At 29.5% G+C, this 23,580-nt stretch carries 24 protein-coding genes; 5 read left to right on the top strand and 19 right to left on the bottom strand.

From position 1 onward, the window contains the following. The first annotated feature begins 51 nt into the window (after positions 1-51). The 3 genes from leuS (at position 52) to DY168_RS15225 (ending at position 2,993) form a co-directional block, all read left to right on the top strand. Positions 52-2,508 (top strand): leucine--tRNA ligase, encoded by a 2,457-nt coding sequence (gene leuS / locus DY168_RS03460; RefSeq protein ID WP_115640499.1) that lies wholly within the window; start codon positions 52-54, stop codon positions 2,506-2,508. Between the two features lie 155 nt (positions 2,509-2,663). Then, positions 2,664-2,774 (top strand): iron-sulfur cluster assembly accessory protein, encoded by a 111-nt coding sequence (locus tag DY168_RS15325; RefSeq protein ID WP_479723537.1) that lies wholly within the window; start codon positions 2,664-2,666, stop codon positions 2,772-2,774. 60 nt (positions 2,775-2,834) lie between these two features. Continuing rightward, complete coding sequence (locus DY168_RS15225; protein WP_423237225.1) at positions 2,835-2,993, top strand: iron-sulfur cluster assembly accessory protein; 159 nt, start codon at positions 2,835-2,837, stop codon at positions 2,991-2,993. Between the two features lie 64 nt (positions 2,994-3,057). On the opposite strand, the gene DY168_RS03450 is transcribed toward DY168_RS15225, so the two are convergent. The 4 genes from DY168_RS03450 to yjbM all read right to left on the bottom strand — a co-directional run bounded on the left by DY168_RS03450 (position 3,058) and on the right by yjbM (position 7,327). Continuing rightward, on the bottom strand, positions 3,058-4,434 hold the full coding sequence (locus DY168_RS03450) for a vWA domain-containing protein (protein ID WP_115640497.1): 1,377 nt from the start codon (positions 4,432-4,434) through the stop codon (positions 3,058-3,060). 5 nt (positions 4,435-4,439) lie between these two features. Continuing rightward, a complete protein-coding gene (locus DY168_RS03445) occupies positions 4,440-5,570 on the bottom strand; it encodes an ATP-binding protein (protein WP_115640496.1) in 1,131 nt (376 codons plus the stop codon). Positions 5,571-5,611: 41 nt separating this feature from the next. Then, the gene (locus DY168_RS03440; protein WP_115640495.1) at positions 5,612-6,394 is read right to left on the bottom strand and encodes a hypothetical protein; all 783 of its coding nucleotides are present in this window, start codon (positions 6,392-6,394) and stop codon (positions 5,612-5,614) included. A 141-nt stretch (positions 6,395-6,535) separates the two neighbouring features. Further along, positions 6,536-7,327 (bottom strand): GTP diphosphokinase, encoded by a 792-nt coding sequence (gene yjbM / locus DY168_RS03435; protein ID WP_115640494.1) that lies wholly within the window; start codon positions 7,325-7,327, stop codon positions 6,536-6,538. Between the two features lie 152 nt (positions 7,328-7,479). Between yjbM and DY168_RS03430 the strand changes: the two genes are divergently transcribed. Next, the gene (locus DY168_RS03430; RefSeq protein WP_242984043.1) at positions 7,480-8,463 is read left to right on the top strand and encodes a methyl-accepting chemotaxis protein; all 984 of its coding nucleotides are present in this window, start codon (positions 7,480-7,482) and stop codon (positions 8,461-8,463) included. 105 nt (positions 8,464-8,568) lie between these two features. Here DY168_RS03430 and DY168_RS03425 read toward each other — a convergent pair whose 3' ends face one another. The 15 genes from DY168_RS03425 to kduI all read right to left on the bottom strand — a co-directional run bounded on the left by DY168_RS03425 (position 8,569) and on the right by kduI (position 22,521). Continuing rightward, complete coding sequence (locus DY168_RS03425) at positions 8,569-9,159, bottom strand: GNAT family N-acetyltransferase (protein ID WP_115640493.1); 591 nt, start codon at positions 9,157-9,159, stop codon at positions 8,569-8,571. Between the two features lie 355 nt (positions 9,160-9,514). Next, positions 9,515-10,219 (bottom strand): metallophosphoesterase, encoded by a 705-nt coding sequence (locus DY168_RS03420; protein ID WP_115640492.1) that lies wholly within the window; start codon positions 10,217-10,219, stop codon positions 9,515-9,517. Between the two features lie 7 nt (positions 10,220-10,226). Then, positions 10,227-10,493 carry an EscU/YscU/HrcU family type III secretion system export apparatus switch protein gene (locus DY168_RS03415; RefSeq protein WP_115640491.1) on the bottom strand — a complete coding sequence of 89 codons (267 nt, stop codon included), beginning with the start codon at positions 10,491-10,493 and terminating at the stop codon, positions 10,227-10,229. Between the two features lie 112 nt (positions 10,494-10,605). Beyond that, complete coding sequence (locus tag DY168_RS03410; protein WP_115640490.1) at positions 10,606-12,564, bottom strand: hypothetical protein; 1,959 nt, start codon at positions 12,562-12,564, stop codon at positions 10,606-10,608. Positions 12,565-12,860: 296 nt separating this feature from the next. Then, complete coding sequence (locus DY168_RS03405) at positions 12,861-14,882, bottom strand: heparinase II/III family protein (RefSeq protein ID WP_115640489.1); 2,022 nt, start codon at positions 14,880-14,882, stop codon at positions 12,861-12,863. Between the two features lie 178 nt (positions 14,883-15,060). Then, a complete protein-coding gene (gene yajC / locus DY168_RS03400) occupies positions 15,061-15,345 on the bottom strand; it encodes a preprotein translocase subunit YajC (RefSeq protein ID WP_115640488.1) in 285 nt (94 codons plus the stop codon). Between the two features lies 1 nt (position 15,346). Beyond that, entirely contained in the window at positions 15,347-15,811 is a 465-nt protein-coding gene (locus DY168_RS03395; protein WP_115640487.1) for a PTS sugar transporter subunit IIA, read from the bottom strand. Between the two features lie 23 nt (positions 15,812-15,834). Beyond that, the gene (locus tag DY168_RS03390; RefSeq protein WP_115640486.1) at positions 15,835-16,650 is read right to left on the bottom strand and encodes a PTS system mannose/fructose/sorbose family transporter subunit IID; all 816 of its coding nucleotides are present in this window, start codon (positions 16,648-16,650) and stop codon (positions 15,835-15,837) included. Continuing rightward, on the bottom strand, positions 16,640-17,431 hold the full coding sequence (locus tag DY168_RS03385; RefSeq protein ID WP_115640485.1) for a PTS mannose/fructose/sorbose/N-acetylgalactosamine transporter subunit IIC: 792 nt from the start codon (positions 17,429-17,431) through the stop codon (positions 16,640-16,642). Before DY168_RS03385 ends, DY168_RS03390 begins: the two co-directional genes overlap by 11 nt. Before the next feature lie 43 nt (positions 17,432-17,474). Then, a complete protein-coding gene (locus DY168_RS03380) occupies positions 17,475-17,966 on the bottom strand; it encodes a PTS sugar transporter subunit IIB (RefSeq protein WP_115640484.1) in 492 nt (163 codons plus the stop codon). A 27-nt stretch (positions 17,967-17,993) separates the two neighbouring features. Further along, positions 17,994-19,181, bottom strand: a complete 1,188-nt coding sequence (locus DY168_RS03375; protein WP_115640483.1) for a glycoside hydrolase family 88 protein — start codon at positions 19,179-19,181, stop codon at positions 17,994-17,996. 25 nt (positions 19,182-19,206) lie between these two features. Continuing rightward, complete coding sequence (locus tag DY168_RS03370) at positions 19,207-20,220, bottom strand: sugar kinase (RefSeq protein WP_115642399.1); 1,014 nt, start codon at positions 20,218-20,220, stop codon at positions 19,207-19,209. Between the two features lie 10 nt (positions 20,221-20,230). Beyond that, positions 20,231-20,875 (bottom strand): bifunctional 4-hydroxy-2-oxoglutarate aldolase/2-dehydro-3-deoxy-phosphogluconate aldolase, encoded by a 645-nt coding sequence (locus tag DY168_RS03365; protein ID WP_115640482.1) that lies wholly within the window; start codon positions 20,873-20,875, stop codon positions 20,231-20,233. A 9-nt stretch (positions 20,876-20,884) separates the two neighbouring features. Continuing rightward, positions 20,885-21,667 (bottom strand): 2-dehydro-3-deoxy-D-gluconate 5-dehydrogenase KduD, encoded by a 783-nt coding sequence (gene kduD / locus DY168_RS03360; RefSeq protein WP_115640481.1) that lies wholly within the window; start codon positions 21,665-21,667, stop codon positions 20,885-20,887. Positions 21,668-21,690: 23 nt separating this feature from the next. After that, positions 21,691-22,521 (bottom strand): 5-dehydro-4-deoxy-D-glucuronate isomerase, encoded by an 831-nt coding sequence (gene kduI / locus DY168_RS03355; protein ID WP_115640480.1) that lies wholly within the window; start codon positions 22,519-22,521, stop codon positions 21,691-21,693. 181 nt (positions 22,522-22,702) lie between these two features. Here kduI and DY168_RS03350 point away from each other — a divergent pair, with 181 nt between their 5' ends. Then, the gene (locus DY168_RS03350; RefSeq protein WP_115640479.1) at positions 22,703-23,494 is read left to right on the top strand and encodes an IclR family transcriptional regulator; all 792 of its coding nucleotides are present in this window, start codon (positions 22,703-22,705) and stop codon (positions 23,492-23,494) included. Positions 23,495-23,580 lie beyond the last annotated feature (86 nt).

Genomic DNA, 23,580 nt, shown 5'->3' with positions numbered 1-23,580 from the left:
TTAATTCCCAAATATATAAATCTAAAATCATATATTCAAGGAGGAATTCAAATGGCTAAATATAATATTTCAGTAGATAAAAGATGGCAAAAAAAATGGGAAGATACTAATTTATATAAGTTTGATGAAGATAGTTCAAAAGAGAAGCTATATGTATTAGAGATGTTTTCTTACCCTTCAGGTAGTAAATTACATGCTGGTCACTGGTTTAACTATGGTCCTGTAGACTCTTGGGCAAGACTTAAGCGAATGCAAGGATATAACGTATTCCAGCCCATGGGCTTTGATGCCTTTGGACTTCCAGCAGAAAACTTTGCAATAAAAACAGGTATACACCCTAAGGATTCTACAGTTAAAAATATAAAAACCATGGAAGAACAATTAAAATCTATGGGTGCAATGTTTAACTGGGATCATGAAGTTGTAACTTCTGATCCTCTATATTACAGATGGACTCAATGGCTTTTCTTAAAACTTTTTGAAAAAGACTTAGCTTACAGAAAAAAAGCTCCTGTAAATTGGTGCCCTAGCTGTAATACAGTGCTAGCAAATGAGCAGGTAGTTGATGGTGTTTGTGAAAGATGTGAAACAGAAGTTACAAAAAAAGAATTAACTCAATGGTTTTTGAAAATAACTGATTATGCAGATGAGTTATTAGAAAATATAGATACCCTAGATTGGCCTGAAAAAACAAAATCAATGCAAAAACATTGGATAGGTAAATCTACTGGGGCTGAAGTAACCTTTAGGGTTAAAGACTCAGATTTAAGCTTTGGAGTATTCACAACTAGAGCTGATACGCTTTTTGGAGTATCCTATGTAGTTTTAGCCCCTGAAAACCCATTAGTGGATGTCTTAACATTAGATAAATATAAAGTTGAAGTTGAATCTTATAAAATTCAAGCTAAAAAACAATCTGAAATTGAAAGACAATCTATAACTAGAGATAAAACAGGAGTATTTAGTGGCTCCTATGCAATAAATCCTATAAACGGTAGAGAGGTTCCTATTTGGATTGGTGACTATGTCCTTGCAACCTATGGTACTGGTGCTGTTATGGCTGTTCCAGCCCATGATGAAAGAGACTTTTCTTTTGCTACTAAGTATAATCTTCCTATTGAAAGAGTTATAGAAGGTGGAAAAGAATTACCTTATACTGAACATGGAACTATGATAAATAGTGGAGAGTTTAATGGTTTAACAACAAAAGAAGGTAAAGACGCTATAGTATCTAAGTTAGAATCTTTAAATCTTGGATCTTTAAAAACAAATTATAGATTAAGAGACTGGCTTGTATCAAGGCAAAGATATTGGGGTGCTCCAATTCCTATAGTTCACTGTGAACATTGTGGAACTGTCCCTGTTCCCGAAGATCAGCTTCCAGTGATATTACCTTATGATGTGGAGTTTACTCCAGATGGAAAGTCACCACTTGCTAAATCAGAGGAATTTATAAATACAACTTGCCCAAAATGTGGCGCTGCTGCTAAAAGAGAAGCTGATACCTTAGATACCTTTGTATGTTCATCTTGGTATTATTTAAGATATGCAGACTCTAATAACAGTGAAAAGGCCTTTGACATAGATAAGATAAATAAAATCTTACCTGTAGATAAATATGTTGGTGGACCTGAACATGCTTGCATGCACCTTCTTTACGCTAGATTTATAACTAAGGCTTTAAGAGATATGGGCTATCTAAACTTTGATGAACCGTTTAAATCATTAACTCATCAAGGTTTAATACTAGGACCTGATGGCCAAAAGATGAGTAAATCTAAAGGAAATACCATATCACCTGATAATTATATTAGTGAATATGGATCTGATGTATTTAGGATGTATTTAATGTTTGGATTCTCATATATTGAAGGTGGCGCTTGGAGTGATGATGGTCTTAAATCTATAGCTAAATTTGTTGAAAGAATGGAAAGAGTTATTGATTCTGCAAGAGAAGCTATAGAAGATAACATAGAAGACAAAACTACTATGGATAAAGCCGAAAAGGAATTAAACTACTGGAGACATTTTGCTATAAAAAATGTTACCACCGACTCAGAGATACTTCAGTTTAATACCGCTATAGCAAGAATTATGGAACTTACCACTGCTTTATCTAAATATATGAATGAAACAGAAAAAAATCTAAGTTTACTTAAAGATACATTAACAGATTTTATAAAACTTATAGCCCCATTTACCCCTCATTTTGCTGAAGAACAATGGAACCTTTTATATAAAATAAAGGATTCAGACATAGACTATTCCGTGTTTAATCAAAAATGGCCTGTGTTAGATGAAAAAGCCTTAATAAAAGACGAAATAGAAATAGCTATACAAGTTAACGGAAAAATAAAAACTAGAATAAATATAGCTTCTGGCTTATCTGAAGATTTAATTAAAGAAGCTGCTTTAAGTGACAATGATGTAAAGTCTTCTATAGAAGGAAAGTCTATTTTAAAAGTAATAGTTATAAAAGGACGACTTGTTAATATAGTTGTTAAATAATGCTTTCTATCTTGACAGACAATAATTACTATTATAAAATATTTTATATAATATTTATTTTATCTATGGTTATACTATTATGTATTACTATAAATAATAGTAACTCTATATTATAATTATTTTAACTAAAATAACTTAAGAAAAGAGGGATACACATGGGTGTTATTAAAATAAGTGATGTAGCTTATGATGAATTCAAAGGCCTACTAGATCAAAACGAACTTCCAAATTATGTTATAAGGATTAACTTAGCTGGTATGGGCTGAAGTGGCCCTTCATTTAATATTGTTCTGGATGAACAAAAAGATACAGATATAGTTGAAACAGTGAAAGACATTACTTTCCTTATAGATAAAAACCTTATAGAAGATTTTGAAGGATTTAGAATAACTTCATCTGCTGAAAATGGCAGTGGACTAATGCTAGAGCCTACAAAAGATTTAGGTGAATCTGGTGGTTGTTCAAGTTGCAGTAGTTGCAGCTAATATCACTTTAATAAAGATGGGTAGAAGATTTTAAAATCTTCTACCCATCTTTAATTTATATATATTATCTTGCCCAGTCATGCAAAAGTTCTCTCATAACCTTTAAACCATAGCTAGTATCTGAATCATAGTATCCCTTTGATTTTAAGTTTTTCACTTCTCCATAGGTTCTTTTTAAGGATATCTTTTCATTTTTTCCTGTCAAAATCCAAAGTGTTCTATAGTTAATAGGCTTTATACTTAATTCCTCTTCACCTAGTCCATCTGTAAAATATATAACAAAAGATCTTCTAAGAGCCTTTTTGTTTATATATTCAAAAACTGGAGAAAAGGCAGTACCTCCCTTCTTTTGTAACCTAGGTTTTAAGTCTTTTCTAGAGTTTAATTTATATACTCTTCTAATTTTGTCATCACATTCAATTACAGTAATTTTTATATTTCTATTTTTAACTATTCCAAATACCTCTATAAATATTTGTTCTATCTCTTTATCGGTAATACTGCCACTTATATCTATAGCAATTATTATCTCAGCTACATGATTTTTTAATGTTCCTCTAAGGTCTAACCTATTTGGTTGCCTTCTATCTTTTCTAGTAATAGTCTTCCTACTTCCAGAGGGCATAGATTTAATTATACTTTTAAGGTAATCTACCCATTCAATTTCAGGAACACTATTTAAGCTTGATAATATTTCTTCAAGTCCTCTAGGTGACTTCCCCTTATTAGCATTTATTGCAACTCCTTTAATAAGTTCCTTTGAGTCTTTCATATTTAAGCCTTGTGAAGAGTTTATAAAAGAATCGTGAATACTTTCTAAATCTAAATCTTTTAAATTAAGATTTTTCTTTCCTGATGCCTTTGAAATATCTTGTATAGCTTTATATATTTCTTTTGAATATTCCTCTATAGTAGAGTCCTTATTTAGTTCTACATTTAATGCTAAGGATATATTATCAATTTTTGTTGCATAGGAAGGTAGGCCCTTTATGAATTGATTAACAGATATGTCCATAGCTATATTCACAGGTACTTTCCCATACTTACTGTACAAATCTTGAGCTCTACCATGATGACCATACATAATGTGATATATTTCATGCTTTACAAGTGCCTCCATTTCCTGAAGGCTACAATTTAAAAACTTCCAGGGATTAAAGTACATTATGAATCCTAATAGATCTATCTCTGTACTTATAGGCCACTCTATCTCAAAACTAATATGTCTTTTAGTCTTCATCATAAAAAATCCAAAAAAGCTATCTTCCCCCTGCATTAATGAAAATACAACACCCTCTATTAACTCCTTAAACCTTCTTTTAGTTTTATCTTTAAAAGCTTTATTCATAACAATCTTATCTTCTTCTTTATTTCCTGTATAAACCTTAGAAAGTTCTTTAAGAAGATTTATTCTTAATGTTTCCACTGACCCTTTTTCCATTTATATCATCTCCAAAGAAAACAAGAAAAGAATAGTTCAATAAAATCATCATTATCTAAAAGCCCAGTATAAAGGCTCCCTTCGTATTCCTCTCGTATTTCTTTCATTATTCCCATTCTTAAATCCATAGGATATAGCTGTAGATATTTTGAAAACAAAGATAATTCTCTTTCACTATAACCATTTTCATTTAAATATACTAAGGAGTTTTTAGCTATAATGTAAAGTCTTGAATGACTTTCGAGGCTTACTCTTTCTTTAATATTTTCTGAAATTACCTCGCTATCAAACATATCCTTAGGTTTTATAGATATGGATTTATAATTTTTTATAAAAGACATAAAATCTTTGGCTATAGCTGATCCTACATTACCCTTAACAACATTATAAAATATGTTATCAGAGTATATGTTCCTAGACTGTAGATATACCTTATACGCTCTAGATATCCTCTCCCAGCTCCTTGGGGTTGCCTTTATACTATCCATAGCATCTGGTCTATGTAGGTATTCCTTGAAGGTAGAAATAAATTCTAGTACATGTTCATGTATTAGGCTATCTTTGCCCATGCCCCACTTTATCCATTCATTCACATCTGAATCCATTTCTATCCACACAAATCTGTTTTCCTGCGCAGGATCCATGTCTACAACTTGATATTCACTATTTTCAAAGGAATCATATTTATTAGATGGATTCATAGCTGCAATAACTTGAACACTTTCTGGGAGTATATATCCATTTATTTCTTTATTTAATATTAAGTTCATAAGTTCTTGCTGAACACTATGTTCACATCTATTTATTTCATCTATAAATAATATTATCTTTCTATCCTTATATTCTTTTGAGGCTCTTTCTATATCTACTAATTTGGTATGAACTGCATATACTGTCCTTTTTCTCTTTTCTATGCTTTCTTGTTTATATACCTCATAATCCTCTACTGTTGGAAGCCCTCCTATTTCCCCTTCTTTTAAAAGGTTTGCATCTATGGTTACTAAATAATATCCTTTTTCTTTACTTAATTTTTTAACCAAAGAGGTCTTACCGATTCCACTTTCTCCTATTATTAAAGGAACTGCTTCACTTTTTAATATTAAGTCTACTGTTAATAAAGCTTCTGAAAACTTCAAATAAATACTTCCCTTCCTTATGTTTATACATATAACCTAACTTATGTTTTTAGCTTATAATCAATTAAAATCTTTTTTGCCTTTTTACTACCATAGTTATATATAAACTTAATCTTATCTATATCTAATATTTCTAGATTCAAAAAATCTTTAACATACTTATCTTCTATATTATCATCTTTTAATTTTTCCATTAAAATTTCATCTATAATATCTTCAGTAACATCTTCATATATATACTTTAAAATATTTATGTTTACTTTTAAAAACTCTTTAATTCTTTCTTCATTATAAATATCTATATATGTTATTGCCTCTTCACTTTTCATTATAGCAATCTTTTGTGATTCAATAGTCGGTTTTTCTATATATTTAATAGCCGACCAATGATTTTTAACTGCCTCTTTTTGAACCTTTTCACTAGGATCTTTTATATATCTTATTGAATCATAATCTTTTTTTACTGCCTCAATTTGCATCATTAAAGAAGGCTCTTTTATAAATTGTATTGCCCAGCCTTTAGAATTAATGGCCTCATGTTTAGTTTTTTCTGTGGGACTTTTTATATATTTTAAAGAATTCCAAGAACCCTTTACTGATAAAACTTGTATTTCTTCTAAAGGCTCTTTTATATACTCTATTGAATAAGGATTAGATTTTACTGCCTCTTTTTGAACCTCTATAGTTGGATGTTTTATATATTGTATAATAGAACCATTCTTCTTTACAGCTATAAGCTGCATTTGTGTATCTGGCTCTTCTATATTTTTAATGTAGAATGGATTGTCATAAATTAGCTTTAAATCTATCTCTCGTTTTGACATTATTAGCCTCCTTAAACTATAGTCTCTTATTTATTAATAATGATTATTCTTAACAAAATTATATCACATGTGTTTTAATTGCGCATTATCAAAAGAGGAATTATTAAAATAATTCCTCTTTCATTTATATTATATATTTATTTAATCTTTAAACTTTTCTACATCTCTTTTTATTGAAAAAAGTAGGTTATTAAGCTCCCAGACCTCGCCTTCTTCTATAAGCTTATTTAATTGAATTTGATATCTACTAGATTCAGCTATTTTACCTATATAAACTAAGCTAAGTATATTATTCATTATATTAGATATTATATCTGATTTAACTTCAAATAGTTTTTGAGCATCTTTTATTTCATCTTTTATTTCTAACATTTGTTCATCAAGCTTAAATGCCGAATCAGCAGCATTTTTAAGTTTACCCTTTATTTCATAAGGTATTTCTTGTTTATACTTATAATTTAAAGAGTGCTCTACTGTAGCCCAAAAATTCATAGCTAAAGTTCTTATTTGAAATTCAGCTAATATATCCTTTTGTCCTTCAGCCATGTTAACTGGGTATTTTATTATAATATGATAGCTTCTATATCCACTTTCTTTAACATTTGCCACATAATCCTTTTCATACATTATTTGCATATCTTTTCTTTCTCGTATAAGCTCTACAACTTTCTCTATATCATCTACAAACTGACACATAACTCTTATTCCTGCTATATCCTCTATCTCATATTGGAGCCTATCTAAAGGAATATCAAATTTACTTGCCTTTTCTAATATACTGGATATTTCTTTAACTCTTCCTGTTACAAACTCTACTGGGGAGTACTCATTTTTTCTCCTATATTCTTTTCTTATACTTCGAAATTTAACTTTTAATTCCTCCACTGCTTGTTCATATGGAGTCAGAAAGGATTTCCATTCTTTTATTGCCATAAAATCACCCTCTATTTATATCTATTATATCCATAGACATTATAACAGATAAGTAAGGTAAATATAAACAATATTTATATTGTTTAATGAATGTTTCTACCTCATATGATATAATTTAAAATGTTATTATATGAAAATAAGGGGGAATATTTGTGGCTTTCTTTAGAAAAAAAGAGAATAAAACTATAAATGAAATTAAGTTAGAGTCCAATGAACCATATACCATTAAGGAGGATTCAATAACTCAAAATCATGAATCCGAAAATAAGGTACATATAACAAAAGAAATTTCTATATTAAAAGATAATATGGAATATGTAGCAGCTACTTCCTCCGATATAAATTGCTCTATATGTCAAATGTCTACTAGTAATATATCTCAAAGTAATGATCTATCCAAAGTTTCTAATATACTTAAAGACTTTCATAAAGATATGGAGAGCCTTGCTGTAAACGTAGTCAATGTTCAAATAAAGGTTATAGACAGCGATAAGGATGCTAACAAAGGTTTAGAAACTATAAAAACACTTGATTCTTCTTTAGGCCACCTTGAAGATGCTCTTAGAGTCTCAAACTCTACAGTTAATGACTTAGTCCTAAAGTTAGAGTCCGTTAACACTATTACAGACTCCATAAATCAAATAGCAAGTCAGACAAACCTTTTGGCTCTTAATGCAGCAATAGAAGCAGCTAGAGCTGGTGACGCTGGTAAAGGTTTTTCCGTAGTAGCTAGTGAGGTAAGAAAGCTTGCTGAAAACTCTAAAATTGCTGTTCAAAATATAACTAAAATACTTGAAGAAATAAAAATAGATATCTTAAGTACTTCTTCTGCTATGTCTAGCGGTAATGATGCACTTTTAACTCAAAAGTCTACTATTAAAGAAACAAAAGATACCTTTTTAACTATTAAGAGTGAATTAAATGAATCTGTAGATGAAATAGAAAAATGTATAGTTAACCTTACAGATTCTTCTGCAAAAAAGGATATTATAATATCTTCTGTAGAGGATATAACTTCTTTATCTGAAGAAAACTCTTCTTTATCTGAAGAAATTGTAGCAACTATGCACTCACAAGACTCAACAATACAATCAATTAATGAAGGTATTGCTAATATAGAAAATTCTTTTAAATAATAATCAATATTTTTATACTATATTCTAAAACACAAAAAATAGTCAGTTTCAACTGACTATTTTTATGTTTATATAAATAGTTTTACATTAGATTTCTCATATATATTATATTAATTTAGCCATCTTTATTATTTCAGTTCCAAAAACCTTTTTATTATAAATTAAGCTATAATCAATCTTTTTATAAAACTCAGCTACATATGCATCTTTTGCTAGTAATGTACATCTCGAGTATTTATTTGTTTTCGCTAATGTCTCTGCGTGATCCATCAAAAGCTTTCCTATATGAAGCCCCTTTGCTTTTTCCGCTACAGCTATATTAGCTATATAAAGGTCTCCCTTGTCGCATTCTTTAACAGTTATAAATTTTAATTCACTTATTATAAATTTAAACTTTTGATTAATTCCTTTAAGCTTTTTTAGTATAGCTACACTAGTTTTTATATTAGAATACCCTAATTTATTATATGGTATTAACACAAGAACTCCTACAACCTCACCTTTATATTCAGCAACTTTAGCAAATCTACAGCTATATCTAGAATCATGGTTTTTAATAAGGTATTTTATTAACTCTAAGTTTTCTTCTTTGTTACTACCTCTCCATACCTCTTCTGGATTACTTTCTGTAGTATAAATTAACTCTGCTATAATATCACAGTCACTATCTTGAGCATCTCTAATGCTCTTATCCATGGTTTTAACCTCCCTGGTTATTAAATAAATCACCTTTTAGAATTATATATCTCTTTATATATAGTATATGACTTTAATATCATATTTTTAATCCATACTATTGCTTATTTTGTATACACAAATTACACTTATCTTAAATAAACTTTTAATGATAAAATCACAAATTAGTACCTAAAATAACCCTAAGTAGTACTTGTAGATTGTAAAATACATAAAGTTCTAATAAAAAAAAACAAATTAAAACAAAGTTAAATTAATAACTCCCTCTTAATTTGTCTATTCCTAATATAAAATTAATAACCATAACTAGTTAAATATTGAATTTTTATTGTTTTAAGTTATTAGCTAAAAAGCTCTAATATAATTTTAAATCAGGTAAAATGTTCACTGGATCAAAATCTATATAATCACAAGAAGTCATTATATATTCTACCCCATCTTTATCTCCATTTAATACCTTAGACAGTGCTGGTCCATGCAAATGGCCATATATAACTTTAGACACCTTATATTCTTTAAATATCTTAGTAACTTCTGACTCCTCAAACTTTTCATTAGTTGGTGGATAGTGGATCATCACTATTATCTTCTTATAACCTTTTTTAACTGCCATGTCTAATGAAAGTTTTAATCTTATAAGCTCTCTTTCATATATCTTTTCATCATGTTTAGTGTAATTATCCCCACCAGGACAAGTCCATCCTCTAGTACCACAAATGGCCCAGTCTTCATAATTAAAAAAGTTATTTTGGATAAAATCCATATTATCGAACATAGCATTAAGTTTTGTAATGCTATTCCACCAATAATCATGATTACCTTTAATGAATATCTTTCTTCCTGGAAGCTTATCTATCCATTCTAATTCCTTTTTGCTGTCTTCCATGGTCATAGACCAAGATATGTCTCCAGCAATAAGTACAGTATCTTCACTAGAAACCTTCTTTAACCAATTTTCTTTTATCTTTTCATCGTGCTTAAACCATTGTTGCCCAAACACATCCATAGGTTTATCTCCACTTAAAGCTAAGTGTAAATCAGATATTGCATATAACGCCATTATTCACTCACCTTTCTCCTAATACAGCATCTATATCTGTAATATAGGCTATTATCTCAGCTATAGCCTCATAAAGTTCAGAGGGTATGAATTCTCCTACATCCACATTATTTAATAAGTCTGCAAGTTCCTTATTATATACTATTGGCACATCGCTTTCTTCTGCCTTTTCTATTATCTTATCTGCTATATCTCCCATACCCTTAGCTGTCACCATTGGTGCATCATAGGATTGATCATATTTTATTGCAGCAGCCTTTCTTGTTTTCTTCATACTTTACTCTTCACCACCTTAATAGCTATAATTAACACTTACAAATTCGCTTTGAATTTAATAATAAGTTTGCAACTCCTAGTATAACTTTATAGAGAACCTTTATCTAATTTTACACCATAACATTCAAAGATGTAAAATCGCTATCATTAAAAAACTCCCTACAACTTACTATATTAGAGATAACCTCTTTTTTAGAAACCTTAAGATCACAGCTATATCCTAAACCTTCTAAAGACTCTTTCAATAGTTCCTTTTTGATATTTAACATTTTTATAGACTTTTCATCACATTTTATCTCTAAATCCATAAAATCATTTTTAACCTTTATAAACCCATCAACCTCGCCTAAAAACTGTGTTCTTACTGTAACCATCATTTTAACATCTTTAGAATCAATCTTTTTTCCTTCTTCTCTTCTATCCTTTATTATTACCCTACAAGGATATTCTTTATGATTCATAGATACAGGTAAGTCCATATAATAATATTCATTGGAAATTGTATTATATAATTTAAAGTCATTTAAATTATCTTTTATGAAAGATAATATATTATTCATACTATCTTTCCCTTCTAAAGACTTATTTAATATATTATTTATTATATTTTTCATATTATTAAGCTTTATATCTATTTGACTTTTCACCATACTTGCACTATCTTTTATTTGTAACTCACCTTTATTTGTAATCCTAACCATATCATCATCCATAATTGAGGTTAGTATTTCTTTAATTTCAGCTTTAAGGTTATTAGAATCACCTTTTCCCTTATCTTCTAAAAGATTCATTAGAAATCTTGTTGTTTCGTTTAAATAAACATTTTCTTTACTAACCAAATTCAAAATGTTATCCCCATTTAAATTGTTTAAACCCGAAACACCCTCTGTAACCTTTTGGGAAACACTTAATATACTTTGTTTGAATTGCGCAAAAGATTTTGATTCAGTACTATGTTCTATTGCGTCTATTAAATTATTTATTTCGTTTTCTGTTAATGTAAGATCCTTTGGTAATATTTCCTTTACTTGACTTTTCAATTGATCTTTATTATTTAAAATTTGTTCTTTTGATCCATCTATTAAGGATGTAAGATTTTTAAAGCCTTCTTGGTGAAGTTCACCGCTTAATACATCCTTTAACATAGCATCTATATTTATTTTATCAAGATTTACTACTTCTTGTATACCTTTTAAAATATTTTCTTTGCTGAACTTATTTAATGAAGATGTTAAAGCTCCTATATCATCTTTATTAATGTTAACCTCCATATTTAAGGTTTCCTTTATTGCATTAAGCAAGATTGTTTCCACTTTATCTTTATCAAGATTACCCATCTCTAGTGTATCAGACGACATTAATAATGATTTATCTATATCTATTTCTTTTAATAAGTCATAAAGCTTACCATTTTCTTTAAACATATTTTTAAAACTTTCCATAGTTTCTTTATCTAAAGGTAGATCATTTTCTATCATAAACATTATATCATCTATAGATAAATCTTTAATCTCCTGAAAAGACTCTTTTAAGACCCTCTCTATAGCTTTCCCTTGTTCACTACTTATATCTATATGTTTACTATTTATATATTTAAATATAAAATCCCTTTCTTTTGAAGAATCAGGTAGTATATTTTCTTTCAAATCTATTAATGTTTTTGCTTTTAAAATATTTTCTTTATTAAGTTCTATATTGTTTTTTAACATCTTAAGTAACATTTTGCTGTCTGATTTTGTAAGGCCATTTTCTTCTAGTATCAAATCAATAGACTTTTTAATATTATCTTCTGATGTTACCTCCACCTTTAAGGCTTTTATCTTTAGTTTATTATTTTCAAATCCTTCTACTACAAAGCGTGTTGTTCCTTTATAATCTAACCCTATATTTCCATCTATTTGTGCATCAAATTGCCATCCATCTATCATCCTTAAAGAAACTTCATTTTTAGAATTTCCATGTCCAACAACTCTTGCCGAAAAACTTTCTCCCTTTTGAAATGTAAGCTTTGAGGTAATCTTCTTATCATCTACCCCATAAGGATTATTTACATTAATTATACTTCCCATATTACTCTCCCCCCTAAATTTAAAATTCCACCAATATATCTCAGGCTTAACACCTAATTTTACCCCATCTTTATCACTATTAATACTCTTTTAAATATTATTATTAGCGTTAATAACTTCTTTTTAGTTTCAATATATTATCGTTCAAGCTAAGTATTTCTGAAGATTCTATGTTAGGTGGGCAAAGAAACCTACTTATACAAGTAAAATAAACTACCCCTTAAAAAGCAAGTAGTGTAAATTTAACTTTGTAAATTTTTTTCATTATAATCCTTATTATTTGTTTATAATATATGTTAAAATTTAAGTTTTACATATATTAATCCTTTATTAGTATGTTTTAAAACTAATATCTTTCCATAAAACGAGATCTCTTTGTTGTAGATAATCAGCTTTTTACCTATATATATTTCTTGATGAATCATTATGATTACGTACTTTTCCCCTGTTGGTAATTCTATCTCTAAGGCTGTACCTTGAGTTGGTGTTAAGGGTTCTGACTTTCCAGCTTGATATATACTCTTAACCTTAACCTTCATGTTCTCTTCCTGTAAGCTTCCGTATAAAACATCTACACTAATTCCTATATCTTTAAAATTATTTTTATAAACAAGAGTTTTGGAATTATGTATCTCATTATACTTTCTAGACACATAATCATTTTTAATGTAAACCTCACTTGCAAATAGTGGAATCAGTTGAAGGTTAATATTATTCTTGCTCATTATGTAACCCTTGCCTTTTGACTCAATCTTAACATCCCTATCCATATGAGTATATCTACTTACATAGTTTTCACCCTTTTTATTTACAACATCACATATTATCCAAAGTGAAGGCTTTATATATATAAACTTTCTAGTAACAATATAATATTCTTTAGAGTTTTCTACCATATAAACTCCTTCTATATAACAAATATCATTTTTAAATTTATGATAATTATTCATAGATTTTGCGACGCTATGATACCCCCACGAACCCTTGCATTGTGTGAAATCTTCGTCATTAATAATAATACAATTGTGTGCCTTAGGACTTTTAAAATATGTTCTAAGCTTATCTTCTTCTACATAAGTATATCTACCAGGATCAATTATAAAATTTTCACCAAATGGGCTTATATTATAATGAAGTAAATCTGCATGTCCATGACCGCTTCCTAATGTACCATTATGAAAATAAGCAAAACTTGCCTGTTCACTCCAATCTGATCTTAAATAATAGTTACCTGAATCTAAAAATGCCTTATCTAGTTCTCTTGAATTAATTGAAATTAGCTCATCATATATTTTTATATATCTCCCCCCTAAAAACCAAAATGTACTATAATCTATTCTCGCATAAGATTTTTCTTTAAATTCGCCCTTATTTAACACTAGGGCTGACAAACACATAATATCTCTAGTATCTGTATAGTCACTATCACTTTGCATAATTTGATGATGATCTGGAGCCGTAGAATAAATTAATACATTTGCTAGAGCATAAGCTTTATCTTTAATAGTGTTATTTAAAGTAAAATTAAAAGTTTTTGCTATATACAACATTTTTAAGGTACTTAATAAAACTTCTACATGATACATAGGGGACTGTTCCCAATGTACACCATCTTCTAAAACTTGAAGTTCAAGTTGTTGTACTAATACCTTTTCTGCCCAGTTTATTAAGTCCTTATTTTCTATGCTTTCATAAAATGCCATTACAACTGTTAAAACCCCTGTAGTTTGCAAAATGCCCCAATTGCTTAACATATCCTTATCCTTAATATTATCCTTAATAAATCTTACCTGACAACATAAACTTTTTAATATATATTCAAACTCCTCTTCTTTTAATATATCTAGAGGTAATATTCTTATTAAATCAAATGTCCAGCTTAAGCATCTGATGCCCACCTCAATAGTTCTCCATGCCATTTCATTAGATGATGGTGTATTCTTGTTTATCCAATCACTTATTATTTCAATCCACTTATATATATACTTTTTATCATATGTTAGATAATAAGCTATTACTAAATCTTCCAAGTACTCATGTCTATTTAGCATAAATATCCACTCTTCATCTCCATTAGGAGCATAATCCCAAGTTATATTTTCAAATTTATACGGTACACTAGTAGGCTCCATGTCCCAAGGTCTATTAAATAAAAATACATTATTTAGTATTCTATTAGCATTTTCTAAAGACATTTTCATTTTTTCACCATAATTATCTTTTAGAAAAGATACATAACCTTCATTTTTAAAATCATTATAGAAACATTCAAACTTTTCCATATAAAAACTATACCCATATACTTTATCCTTACTCATCTTATCCCTCCTACTATAATACACATTATTATCTTTTTATATTATTAATAGTTTTGATGCTTTGCGTTCTAAAAGTTAAAGAAAAAAAGTTATTGACTTGCAATAACTTTTTTTCTTTATTTTTATTTACATATATAACTCTTTCAACACTATAGCCTCTTTTATATCTTAAATATATTCAATGTGACTTATTAAGTACCCCCATAATTGACTGTATATCCATATCTACATATATCCCCTTAGATATCTCTACAGATACTTTGTTAGCATCTATTGCATATATATAACCATATATTCCTGACAAAGTAATAATATGATCACCTTTTTTTAATTTGCTATGAAAGTCTTCTATAGTCTTTTGTTGATTTTTAGATACCTTCTTATTTTTACCTTGTATAATTATAAATATTATGGCATATACAATCATTATGACTATTACAATCCATAAAGTTATATTTTTCATATCATATACCTATAATATCTTGAAGATCATAAGATTCTTCCTTGCTCTCATCATTACAAAAATCTTCTAAGCATACAACGCTCATTGTATCTTTTATATTATCTAAGGATGTATTTATCTTTTCTAATATATTCTCTTCTTCATTTAATATTATAATTTGACTACATATATCTAATATTAATGCTAAAGATACCCCCGATATAACAAATTGTTCTTTAGATTTTTCCATTTCAAGGACTTTTCTTGTAACTATTTGACTTGGTGCTCCACCTAACAAATCTGCAAATACTATGAGCTTATCATATTTATTTAGATATTCAGTTATGATATTTTCAAACTCCTCATGAGTTATGTTTTCTGAAAGATTTTGCGCATGAATTCTATCACACTCACCAATTAACAAATCTAAAGATGATTTTATCCCTGTTGCAAAAGTTCCATGTCCTACTATTAAAATATTATACATCCTTTTCACCTCTATGCTTATTATTAACCTAATATCCCCAATACAGATCCTAATATACCTATAATTAATGTTAAAACTATTAATTTATAAGTATTCCATTTACGATTTCTAACTAAATAGAATATAAATAGAGTAAACAGTGCTGGTAATAAATTGGGTGTTATTTTGTCTAAAATTGTTTGAATCGCTATTTCATTTACTTTTCCATCTGCCATTGTAGTGGCATACTTAATGGGTATACTTACCTTAACAAAACTTACAGCGAGTCCCGACACTACCGAGATACCCACTATAGATGATAATCTTGATATACTAGACATTTTTTCACTTAAGGTATCTATAAAGCTAGTCCCTAGCTTATATCCATAATAACCAGTTAATATTTTAGTACTTAATAGTGATAAGTTTATTCCAAGAAAGAATAGGATTGGTCCAAGAATCATCCCTTCAGCTGCAAGTCCTGCTCCTATACTTGAAAAAAGAGGAGCAAGTCCGAATTGAAATAATGAATCCCCAATTCCAGCTAAAGGTCCCATAAGAGCCATTTTAATTGAACGAGCATCTTCTGGTGATTCACCTGCATCTAATAACGCAAGTTGTATGCTAGTTACAAAAGGCAAAACCTGTGGATTTGTATTAAAGAATTCTATATTTTCAATAGCAGATTCTTTAAGCTGTTCTTCATTATTCGCATATATCTTCTTTAAAGCGGGAAATATAACGTTCGCATACCCTAGCCCTTGATAATTCCCGTAGTTAAACCCTGATTGTAAAAGGAAGGAACGTAAACTTACATTTAAATAATCTTTCCATTCTAATACTCCTGTTTTAGATTCCATCTTTAAAGTCCTCCTCTTCTAATGTATTATCTCCCACTACTACAGCTGCTGGTTTATTATAATAATCATATAATGCAAATACTAATGACATAAATGCTATTCCTATTACTGGTAGCTTTAAATATGAAACACATACAAATCCTAATACAACAAATGCTATATATTCTTTTTTAACCATTACATTAAGTATCATAGCAAATCCTATAGCAGGTAACATACTTCCCGCAACAGTAAATCCTTTTATAAGCCACATTGGTATAGTATTTATTAAAGCAGCTGCACCTTCAACGCTCATAGCTGATCCAAAACCTATAATAAATCCTACTACTATAAATGATAAATAAGTAGCGTTTGATAAAAATTTAAACTTTTTATAATTCCCTTTTTCTAATGCTTTTTTTGCAAGTGAGCTATTTCCTGATAAAAATGTGTATGTAGCTGTAATAACAAACTGAAACGCTACAGCAAATGGAAATGATAGAGCTAATGCTGCATCTATTGCCATTCCTGAACTCTTAAGAGTTATAGCCATTAATGTTCCAATGATTCCAGGTCCTAATTGATTTGGTGGTACTGTTCCACCTGCTCCAACACCAAAACCCATAAAAGCTATTTCAGATACAGCTCCCATTGCTAATGCTGTTGGCACATCACCTAAAATAACACCAACACCTAATGCAAGTACTAAAGAACGATTTGTGTAAATACCTAAAAGTTGTCCTGATAAACAAAATCCAGTCCATAATCCGATTATTATACCTTGCCAAAGACTAATTGTCATAACATTCACTCCCCTTATTAAATATTTTTATTTTAAATCTACTTTATATATATTTTGTTATATCTACTTGAGATGTTCCGTCATTTCCAAGTGGAGTAGTTTTTGTATTAAATATAATTCCATAATTATCTTTTAATTCTCTTAAAGCTTTCTTATCTTGTTCATCTAAATAAATTGATCTAGTTATCTTCTCTTTACCTTCTTTATTATGTACATTACCTATATTAATTTCTTTTATTTGAACACCTCCAGCTATTAATTTTAAAGCATCTTCTGGAGTCTTACATACTATAAATATCTTTTGTTGTGGAGCTGCTTTACTAATAATTTCACAGGTTCTTTCTATTGAAAAAAATCTCATTCCAATAGATTTTGGCACTACTGTACTCATCAATGTTTGTTGCATTTTACTAGTACTTACCTCGTCATTTGCTACTATAACTAAATTCACACCTAAAGAACTTAACCATAGTTGTCCTTGACCATGAATCAACCTCTCATCTATCCTCATCATTTTAATGTCTGGTACTCCCATTTTCAACACTCCTCTTTTTAATAGTTTTTACCAGTAAAGTTCCCAGTCTTTATAAAATCTAATTAAAGCCTCTAAGTAAAAGTAGTCTCCCCATATATTGCCTTCATCTACACCTTTTCCTGAGTGCCATGAATATACTCCATGAAGCAATAATGATTCTGAACCCTCTTCTTTCTCGAAGGTATAATTATTTATTAATGATCTTAATATTGAATGCATTGCATATTTATAAGTTTCTTTATCACTATCTGTTTCAGGTAAATATTTATTCATCTCATGCATACCACATACTGCTATGGCTGCAGCAGAAGAGTCTCTAGATTGTTTGTCATTGTCTCCAAATATTAAATCCCAATAGCAAACATGATCTTTTGGAAGTCTATTTAAAAAGTAGTTTGTCATTCCTTTATATAGACCAAAAACTTCTTCATCTTTAGTGTAATTATAGTTTAATGGCAATCCATAAATTCCCCATGCCTGACCTCTAGCCCAGGATGACTCATCACTATACCCTTGTCTTGTAGCTCCCTTTATTGGATTCCCTGTAATATTATCGAAATAGAATGTATGAAAGGCTGATGCATCATCTCTTACTACATTATTACAAGAAGTTATATAATGATTGTATGCAATGTCATAATATTTCTTATTACCAGTCTCTTCAGATGCCCAATAAAGTAAAGGTATATTTAATAAACAATCGATAATTAATCTATAATTATCTTCCGCCCCAAGCTTTCCCCAGGCCTGTATAAACTTTCCTTTTTCTTGATATCTTAAAGTTAAATATTCTGCTGCTTCTAAAGCTGCATTCTTACCTATCTCATTTCCGTCAATCTTATACGCTGAAACACAAGATAGACTATATAAAAATCCCATGTCATGATGATCAACTTCTACTTTGTCCTCTATTCTCTTTTTGAAAGACTTAACATTTTTTTCTGCAAGACTTTTAAATCTATCATCTTTCTTATATTCATAAGCAAGCCATAAAAGCCCTGTCCAAAATCCATTAGTCCATTCTATATTATCTATAATTCCATACTTATTATCAGTAGTAGCTGAAGTTGGATAATTTTCTTTAAATTTATCCATATTTTTAAGTATTAATGTAAGTGAACTTTCAATGGCTTTTTCTACTTCTCTTTTAGTAAGTAATACATCTTCTTTAAACCTATTTGGATTTTTTATTTCTTCAATAACTATTTGTTTCATGAAAATCATTATTCCTTTCTTTCGATTATCTTAATATGCCAAAACCTTGTTGTTCCATGACTTTATATATTTCATCTTCACTTTGTAATATACTAGAATCTCCTAAAATTGAATGTTTTAAAACTGATGATGCTAGTCCAAAGTTTATAGCCTTTTCTAAATTACTTTTATTTAAAAGTTCATATAAGACTCCTCCAGCAAATGCATCTCCTGCTCCAACTCTATCAATTAAATCGAAAGTATATTTTTTACTAGTAATGATCTTTTCACCATCATATCCTAGGGAGATTAAAGAATTTTTGGTAGTTGAATGATTTTCTCTTAATGTAGTAACTACATTCTTTACATTAAACTCCTCTTTCATATATGTAAAAACCTTTTCAAAATATTTATAATCTATTATCCCATCATATTCAAGTGGAGAATAATCTTCTATTTTCTCTTCTTCAATCCATCCAAAACATAAATTTGCATCCTTTATTATTTCTTTCATAATTACTTTAAATTCACCATAAGTTCCAAGTAAACTTCTATAATTTAAATCTACACTTATTTTTACATTGTTTTGTTTTGCTACCATAATAGCTTCTTTTGTTATATTGTAGCAACCTTCACTTAGCATTGGTGTTATTCCAGAAATATGAAACCACTCAGCACCTTTAAATATCTCATTAAAATCAAAGTCACCTTTTTTTGTGTTTGCCATAGCTGAATCTTTTCTATCATAGATCACCTTTGCATTTCTTGAAGCTGCACCTTTTTCAAAATAATATAAACCTAAGCGATCTCCTTCTTCGATTATATATCTAGTGTTAACATTATTACTTTTTAAGAATCTTATAGCTCGCTTTCCCATATCATTCCCTGGTAACTTAGATATCATATAGTTGTCTACACCTAAATTTCCAAGTAACACGGAAACATTAGCTTCTGCGCCTCCAAAATCCATATTCAGTGTATCCGATTGAAGTAATCTTTGATTGTTAGGGGGAGATAGTCTTAAAATTATTTCCCCCATTGTAATGATCTTGCCTGTCATATATTTCACCTTATTCTCTAGCTTTTTTAACTTTTGACACAAATTCTTTTGCGATAGACGTAACCTTATCATAATCCCCAGTTTTAGCTGGAGCCGTTAGACATCCGCCTACTCCAACAGCTACACAGCCATTTTTAATCCACTCTTCTACATTCTCTAGAGATACTCCCCCTGTTGGCATTATAGGTGCCTGTGGAAGAGGTGCTTTTATGTCTTTTACCATACTAGGTCCAAATACTGAACCTGGAAATAGTTTTATTACATCTACCCCATATTCCATAGCTTTTATAATTTCTGTTATAGTCATACATCCCGCCATATACGGAATTTGATATCTATTACAAAGCTTTGCTGTTTCAATATCAAATCCTGGACTTACTATATATTCTGCACCCTTTAATATAGCAATTCTAGCTGTCTCGCTATCTAGCACCGTACCCGCTCCAACTATAATCTCATCACTTTTAAATTCCTTTTTTAATGATGATATAACATCTTCTGCTCCTGGTACTGTGAAAGTTACTTCTATAGCATTTATACCACCTTTTATGGAAGCTCTAGCTATATCTATAGCTTCTTTTGAACTAGAAGCTCTTACAACCGCTACAACACCTACATCAATAATCCTTTTTAAAGTTTCTATCTTTTTTATCATAATATACCTCTATCTAACAAGCCAGCCACCATCTACAGCTAAAACATGTCCATTTACATAATCTGATGCTTTACTACAAAGAAATATCATTGTTCCCATCAAATCAAAAGGTGTTCCCCATTTACCTGCTGGTATTCTTGATAAAATTTCTCCATTTCTTTTTTCATCTGCCCTAATTGGAGCTGTATTAGCAGTAGCTATATATCCTGGTGCAATAGCGTTAGTTTGTATATTGTATTCTGCAAGTTCACTTGCAAAGGCTTTAGTAATACCAACTACTCCATGTTTACTCGCTGTATAAGGTGGAACAAATTTCCCTCCTTGGAATGATAACATGGATGCTACATTAACTATCTTTCCTGATCTTTGCTTAGCCATAATACTTGCAACTTCTTTACTTAAATAATAAACAGAATTTAGATTTATATTCATAACAGCTTCCCAGTCTTCATCCTTATACTCAAGTAACGGTGCTCTTCTTATTGTTCCGGCATTATTTATTAATATATCTATTTTTCCGAAATCCTTAATACAACCTTGAACAACTTTAGTTATATCTTCTTTTTTTGTAAGATCTGCTTGAATAAACTTTATTGTTCTTCCTTCTTTTTCAACTAATCCTCTTGTTTCATCCCAATTAGTATCATAAGTTGGAACATATATATCCGCTCCAGCTTTAGCTAAGGCTACTACATACCCTTGTCCAAGACCTGTATTACCTCCTGTAACAATTGCAACCTTACCCTTTAATGTGAAAAAATCCATTGAAAAATCTTCTAACGAAAAATCCATTTTAATTCACCTCTAACATTTTATTATTTTAAGTCTGACATTGCCACATGATCCATATCATTAAAAGTTTGATTTTCTCCACACATTCCCCAAATAAATGTATAGTTACTTGTACCTACTCCTGAATGTATTGACCAACTTGGTGATATTGTAGCTTGTTCATTTTTCATTACTATATGTCTTGTTTCATTAACCTCACCCATAAAGTGGAATACTCTTGTATCCTCTTGCATATCAAAGTAAAAATAAACTTCCATACGTCTTTCGTGAGTATGACAAGGCATTGTATTCCAAGCATTATTTGGTTCAAGTTTTGTAAGTCCCATTAGTAACTGGCAACTTTTACATACATTTGGATGTACATATTGGTATATTGTTCTCTTGTTTAAATTTGTTTCATCCCCTAAATGTACAGGGTTTGCATTGTTTATATCTATTTTTACTATTGGATAACTCTTATGAGCTGGTACAGAATTTATATAAAATTTAGCTGGATTTAAAGAATCTTTAGATTTGAATGTGATTTCTTTAATACCCATTCCTATATATATTCCATCTTGACTTTTCATTTCAAATTCTTCACCGTCAAGTATTATTGTGCCTTCTCCTCCGACATTTATGACACCCATCTCTCTTCTTTCAAGAAAGAAATCTACACCCATCTCTTTTCCTGCTGTAAGTTTTAAAGTTTCGTTGACTGGCATAGCACCACCAAATATTATTCTGTCTACATGGCTATAAGTTAAACATATATTGTCTTTTGAAAATATCTCTTCAACTAAATAATGTTCTCTTAATTCCTCTGTAGTATATTTCTTAGAATCATTAGGATGATTCGCATATCTTATATTCATTTGTATCTTCCTCCTCTTTCTTACTGTTCCACATAGCGGAATGGTATTCCGTTTCTGTTTATTTTCATTGTAAACCATTTACACGCTTTAAGTCAAGTATATAAATAAGAATTTTATTTATATTATTTTTTTAAATGATTATATGATATTATCTACTTATACTAATATTAAGGAGGTAAAAATGGCTAACAATAATAATTTTGTTCAATCCGTTGAAAGAGCCCTAGATATCCTTGAAACCCTGGCAGAAAACCCAAAAGGATATGGCGTAACTCAAATATCGAAGGATCTAAATTTAAGTAAAACTACAGTACATAGATTAATATCAACCATGAAAAATAAAAGTTTTGTATCACAACCGCCAAACTCAGATCAATATATTTTAGGATCAAAGATTCTTTATCTATCTAGCTGTTTAACAAATAGCATGGATATAGTAAGTATTTCAAGACCTTATATACAAGAATTTGTAGATAAAGTCGATGAAACAGTACATTTATCTGTTTTAGATGAAACTTATACAAATATAGTATACATCGATAAAATTAAACCTGTTAATCCTAAAAAAAGTGTTAGTATGTCTTCACGTATAGGTAAAAAGGTCCCGTTATATTGTACTGCTTCAGGTAAGGTTATTCTTTCGCAGTTTGATGATAATAAAATTCGAGATATTATGAAGGATATCGAATTTATACCATATACACCTAAGACCTTGACTGATATTGAAGGTTTTATAAAAGAAATACATGAAGTTAGAAAAACTGGCTATGCTTTAGATAATATGGAACATGAAGATGGTATAAGATGTATATCCGTTCCTATATTTAACAGAAACAAAGAAATAATAACAGCTATGAGTCTTTCAGGCTTAGTTATATATAACGAACTAGAAACTATGCTTTCATTAAAAGAAGATCTAGAATCCATCGCAAAAGTAATTAGTTCATTGCTTGGATATAAGGAATCTAATTAATATTAAATATAAAAAAGAGTTCATGAAAACTTAATTTCATAAACTCTTTTTCTATTATACATTAATTTAACATTTAAAACCTTTTT

The organism is Clostridium putrefaciens, assembly GCF_900461105.1.
Classification (GTDB): Bacteria; Bacillota; Clostridia; order Clostridiales; family Clostridiaceae; genus Clostridium_L; species Clostridium_L putrefaciens.
This window is presented reverse-complemented; position numbering and strand designations above follow the sequence as displayed.

Excerpts from the sequence above, each read along its gene's own strand:
- DY168_RS03390 (WP_115640486.1), bottom strand. The coding sequence starts at position 16,650 with ATGGAATCTAAAACAGGAGTATTAGAATGGAAAGATTATTTAAATGTA.
- kduD (WP_115640481.1), bottom strand. The coding sequence starts at position 21,667 with ATGGATTTTTCGTTAGAAGATTTTTCAATGGATTTTTTCACATTAAAG.
- DY168_RS03450 (WP_115640497.1), bottom strand. The coding sequence starts at position 4,434 with ATGGAAAAAGGGTCAGTGGAAACATTAAGAATAAATCTTCTTAAAGAA.
- yjbM (WP_115640494.1), bottom strand. The coding sequence starts at position 7,327 with ATGGCAATAAAAGAATGGAAATCCTTTCTGACTCCATATGAACAAGCA.
- kduI (WP_115640480.1), bottom strand. The coding sequence starts at position 22,521 with ATGAATATAAGATATGCGAATCATCCTAATGATTCTAAGAAATATACT.
- DY168_RS03405 (WP_115640489.1), bottom strand. The coding sequence starts at position 14,882 with ATGAGTAAGGATAAAGTATATGGGTATAGTTTTTATATGGAAAAGTTT.
- DY168_RS03370 (WP_115642399.1), bottom strand. The coding sequence starts at position 20,220 with ATGACAGGCAAGATCATTACAATGGGGGAAATAATTTTAAGACTATCT.
- DY168_RS15325 (WP_479723537.1), top strand. The coding sequence starts at position 2,664 with ATGGGTGTTATTAAAATAAGTGATGTAGCTTATGATGAATTCAAAGGC.
- DY168_RS03375 (WP_115640483.1), bottom strand. The coding sequence starts at position 19,181 with ATGAAACAAATAGTTATTGAAGAAATAAAAAATCCAAATAGGTTTAAA.
- DY168_RS03385 (WP_115640485.1), bottom strand. The coding sequence starts at position 17,431 with ATGACAATTAGTCTTTGGCAAGGTATAATAATCGGATTATGGACTGGA.
- DY168_RS03395 (WP_115640487.1), bottom strand. The coding sequence starts at position 15,811 with ATGTATAATATTTTAATAGTAGGACATGGAACTTTTGCAACAGGGATA.
- DY168_RS03410 (WP_115640490.1), bottom strand. The coding sequence starts at position 12,564 with ATGGGAAGTATAATTAATGTAAATAATCCTTATGGGGTAGATGATAAG.
- DY168_RS03365 (WP_115640482.1), bottom strand. The coding sequence starts at position 20,875 with ATGATAAAAAAGATAGAAACTTTAAAAAGGATTATTGATGTAGGTGTT.
- DY168_RS03380 (WP_115640484.1), bottom strand. The coding sequence starts at position 17,966 with ATGGGAGTACCAGACATTAAAATGATGAGGATAGATGAGAGGTTGATT.
- DY168_RS03420 (WP_115640492.1), bottom strand. The coding sequence starts at position 10,219 with ATGGCGTTATATGCAATATCTGATTTACACTTAGCTTTAAGTGGAGAT.
- DY168_RS03350 (WP_115640479.1), top strand. The coding sequence starts at position 22,703 with ATGGCTAACAATAATAATTTTGTTCAATCCGTTGAAAGAGCCCTAGAT.
- DY168_RS03415 (WP_115640491.1), bottom strand. The coding sequence starts at position 10,493 with ATGAAGAAAACAAGAAAGGCTGCTGCAATAAAATATGATCAATCCTAT.
- yajC (WP_115640488.1), bottom strand. The coding sequence starts at position 15,345 with ATGAAAAATATAACTTTATGGATTGTAATAGTCATAATGATTGTATAT.
- DY168_RS03440 (WP_115640495.1), bottom strand. The coding sequence starts at position 6,394 with ATGTCAAAACGAGAGATAGATTTAAAGCTAATTTATGACAATCCATTC.
- leuS (WP_115640499.1), top strand. The coding sequence starts at position 52 with ATGGCTAAATATAATATTTCAGTAGATAAAAGATGGCAAAAAAAATGG.
- DY168_RS03425 (WP_115640493.1), bottom strand. The coding sequence starts at position 9,159 with ATGGATAAGAGCATTAGAGATGCTCAAGATAGTGACTGTGATATTATA.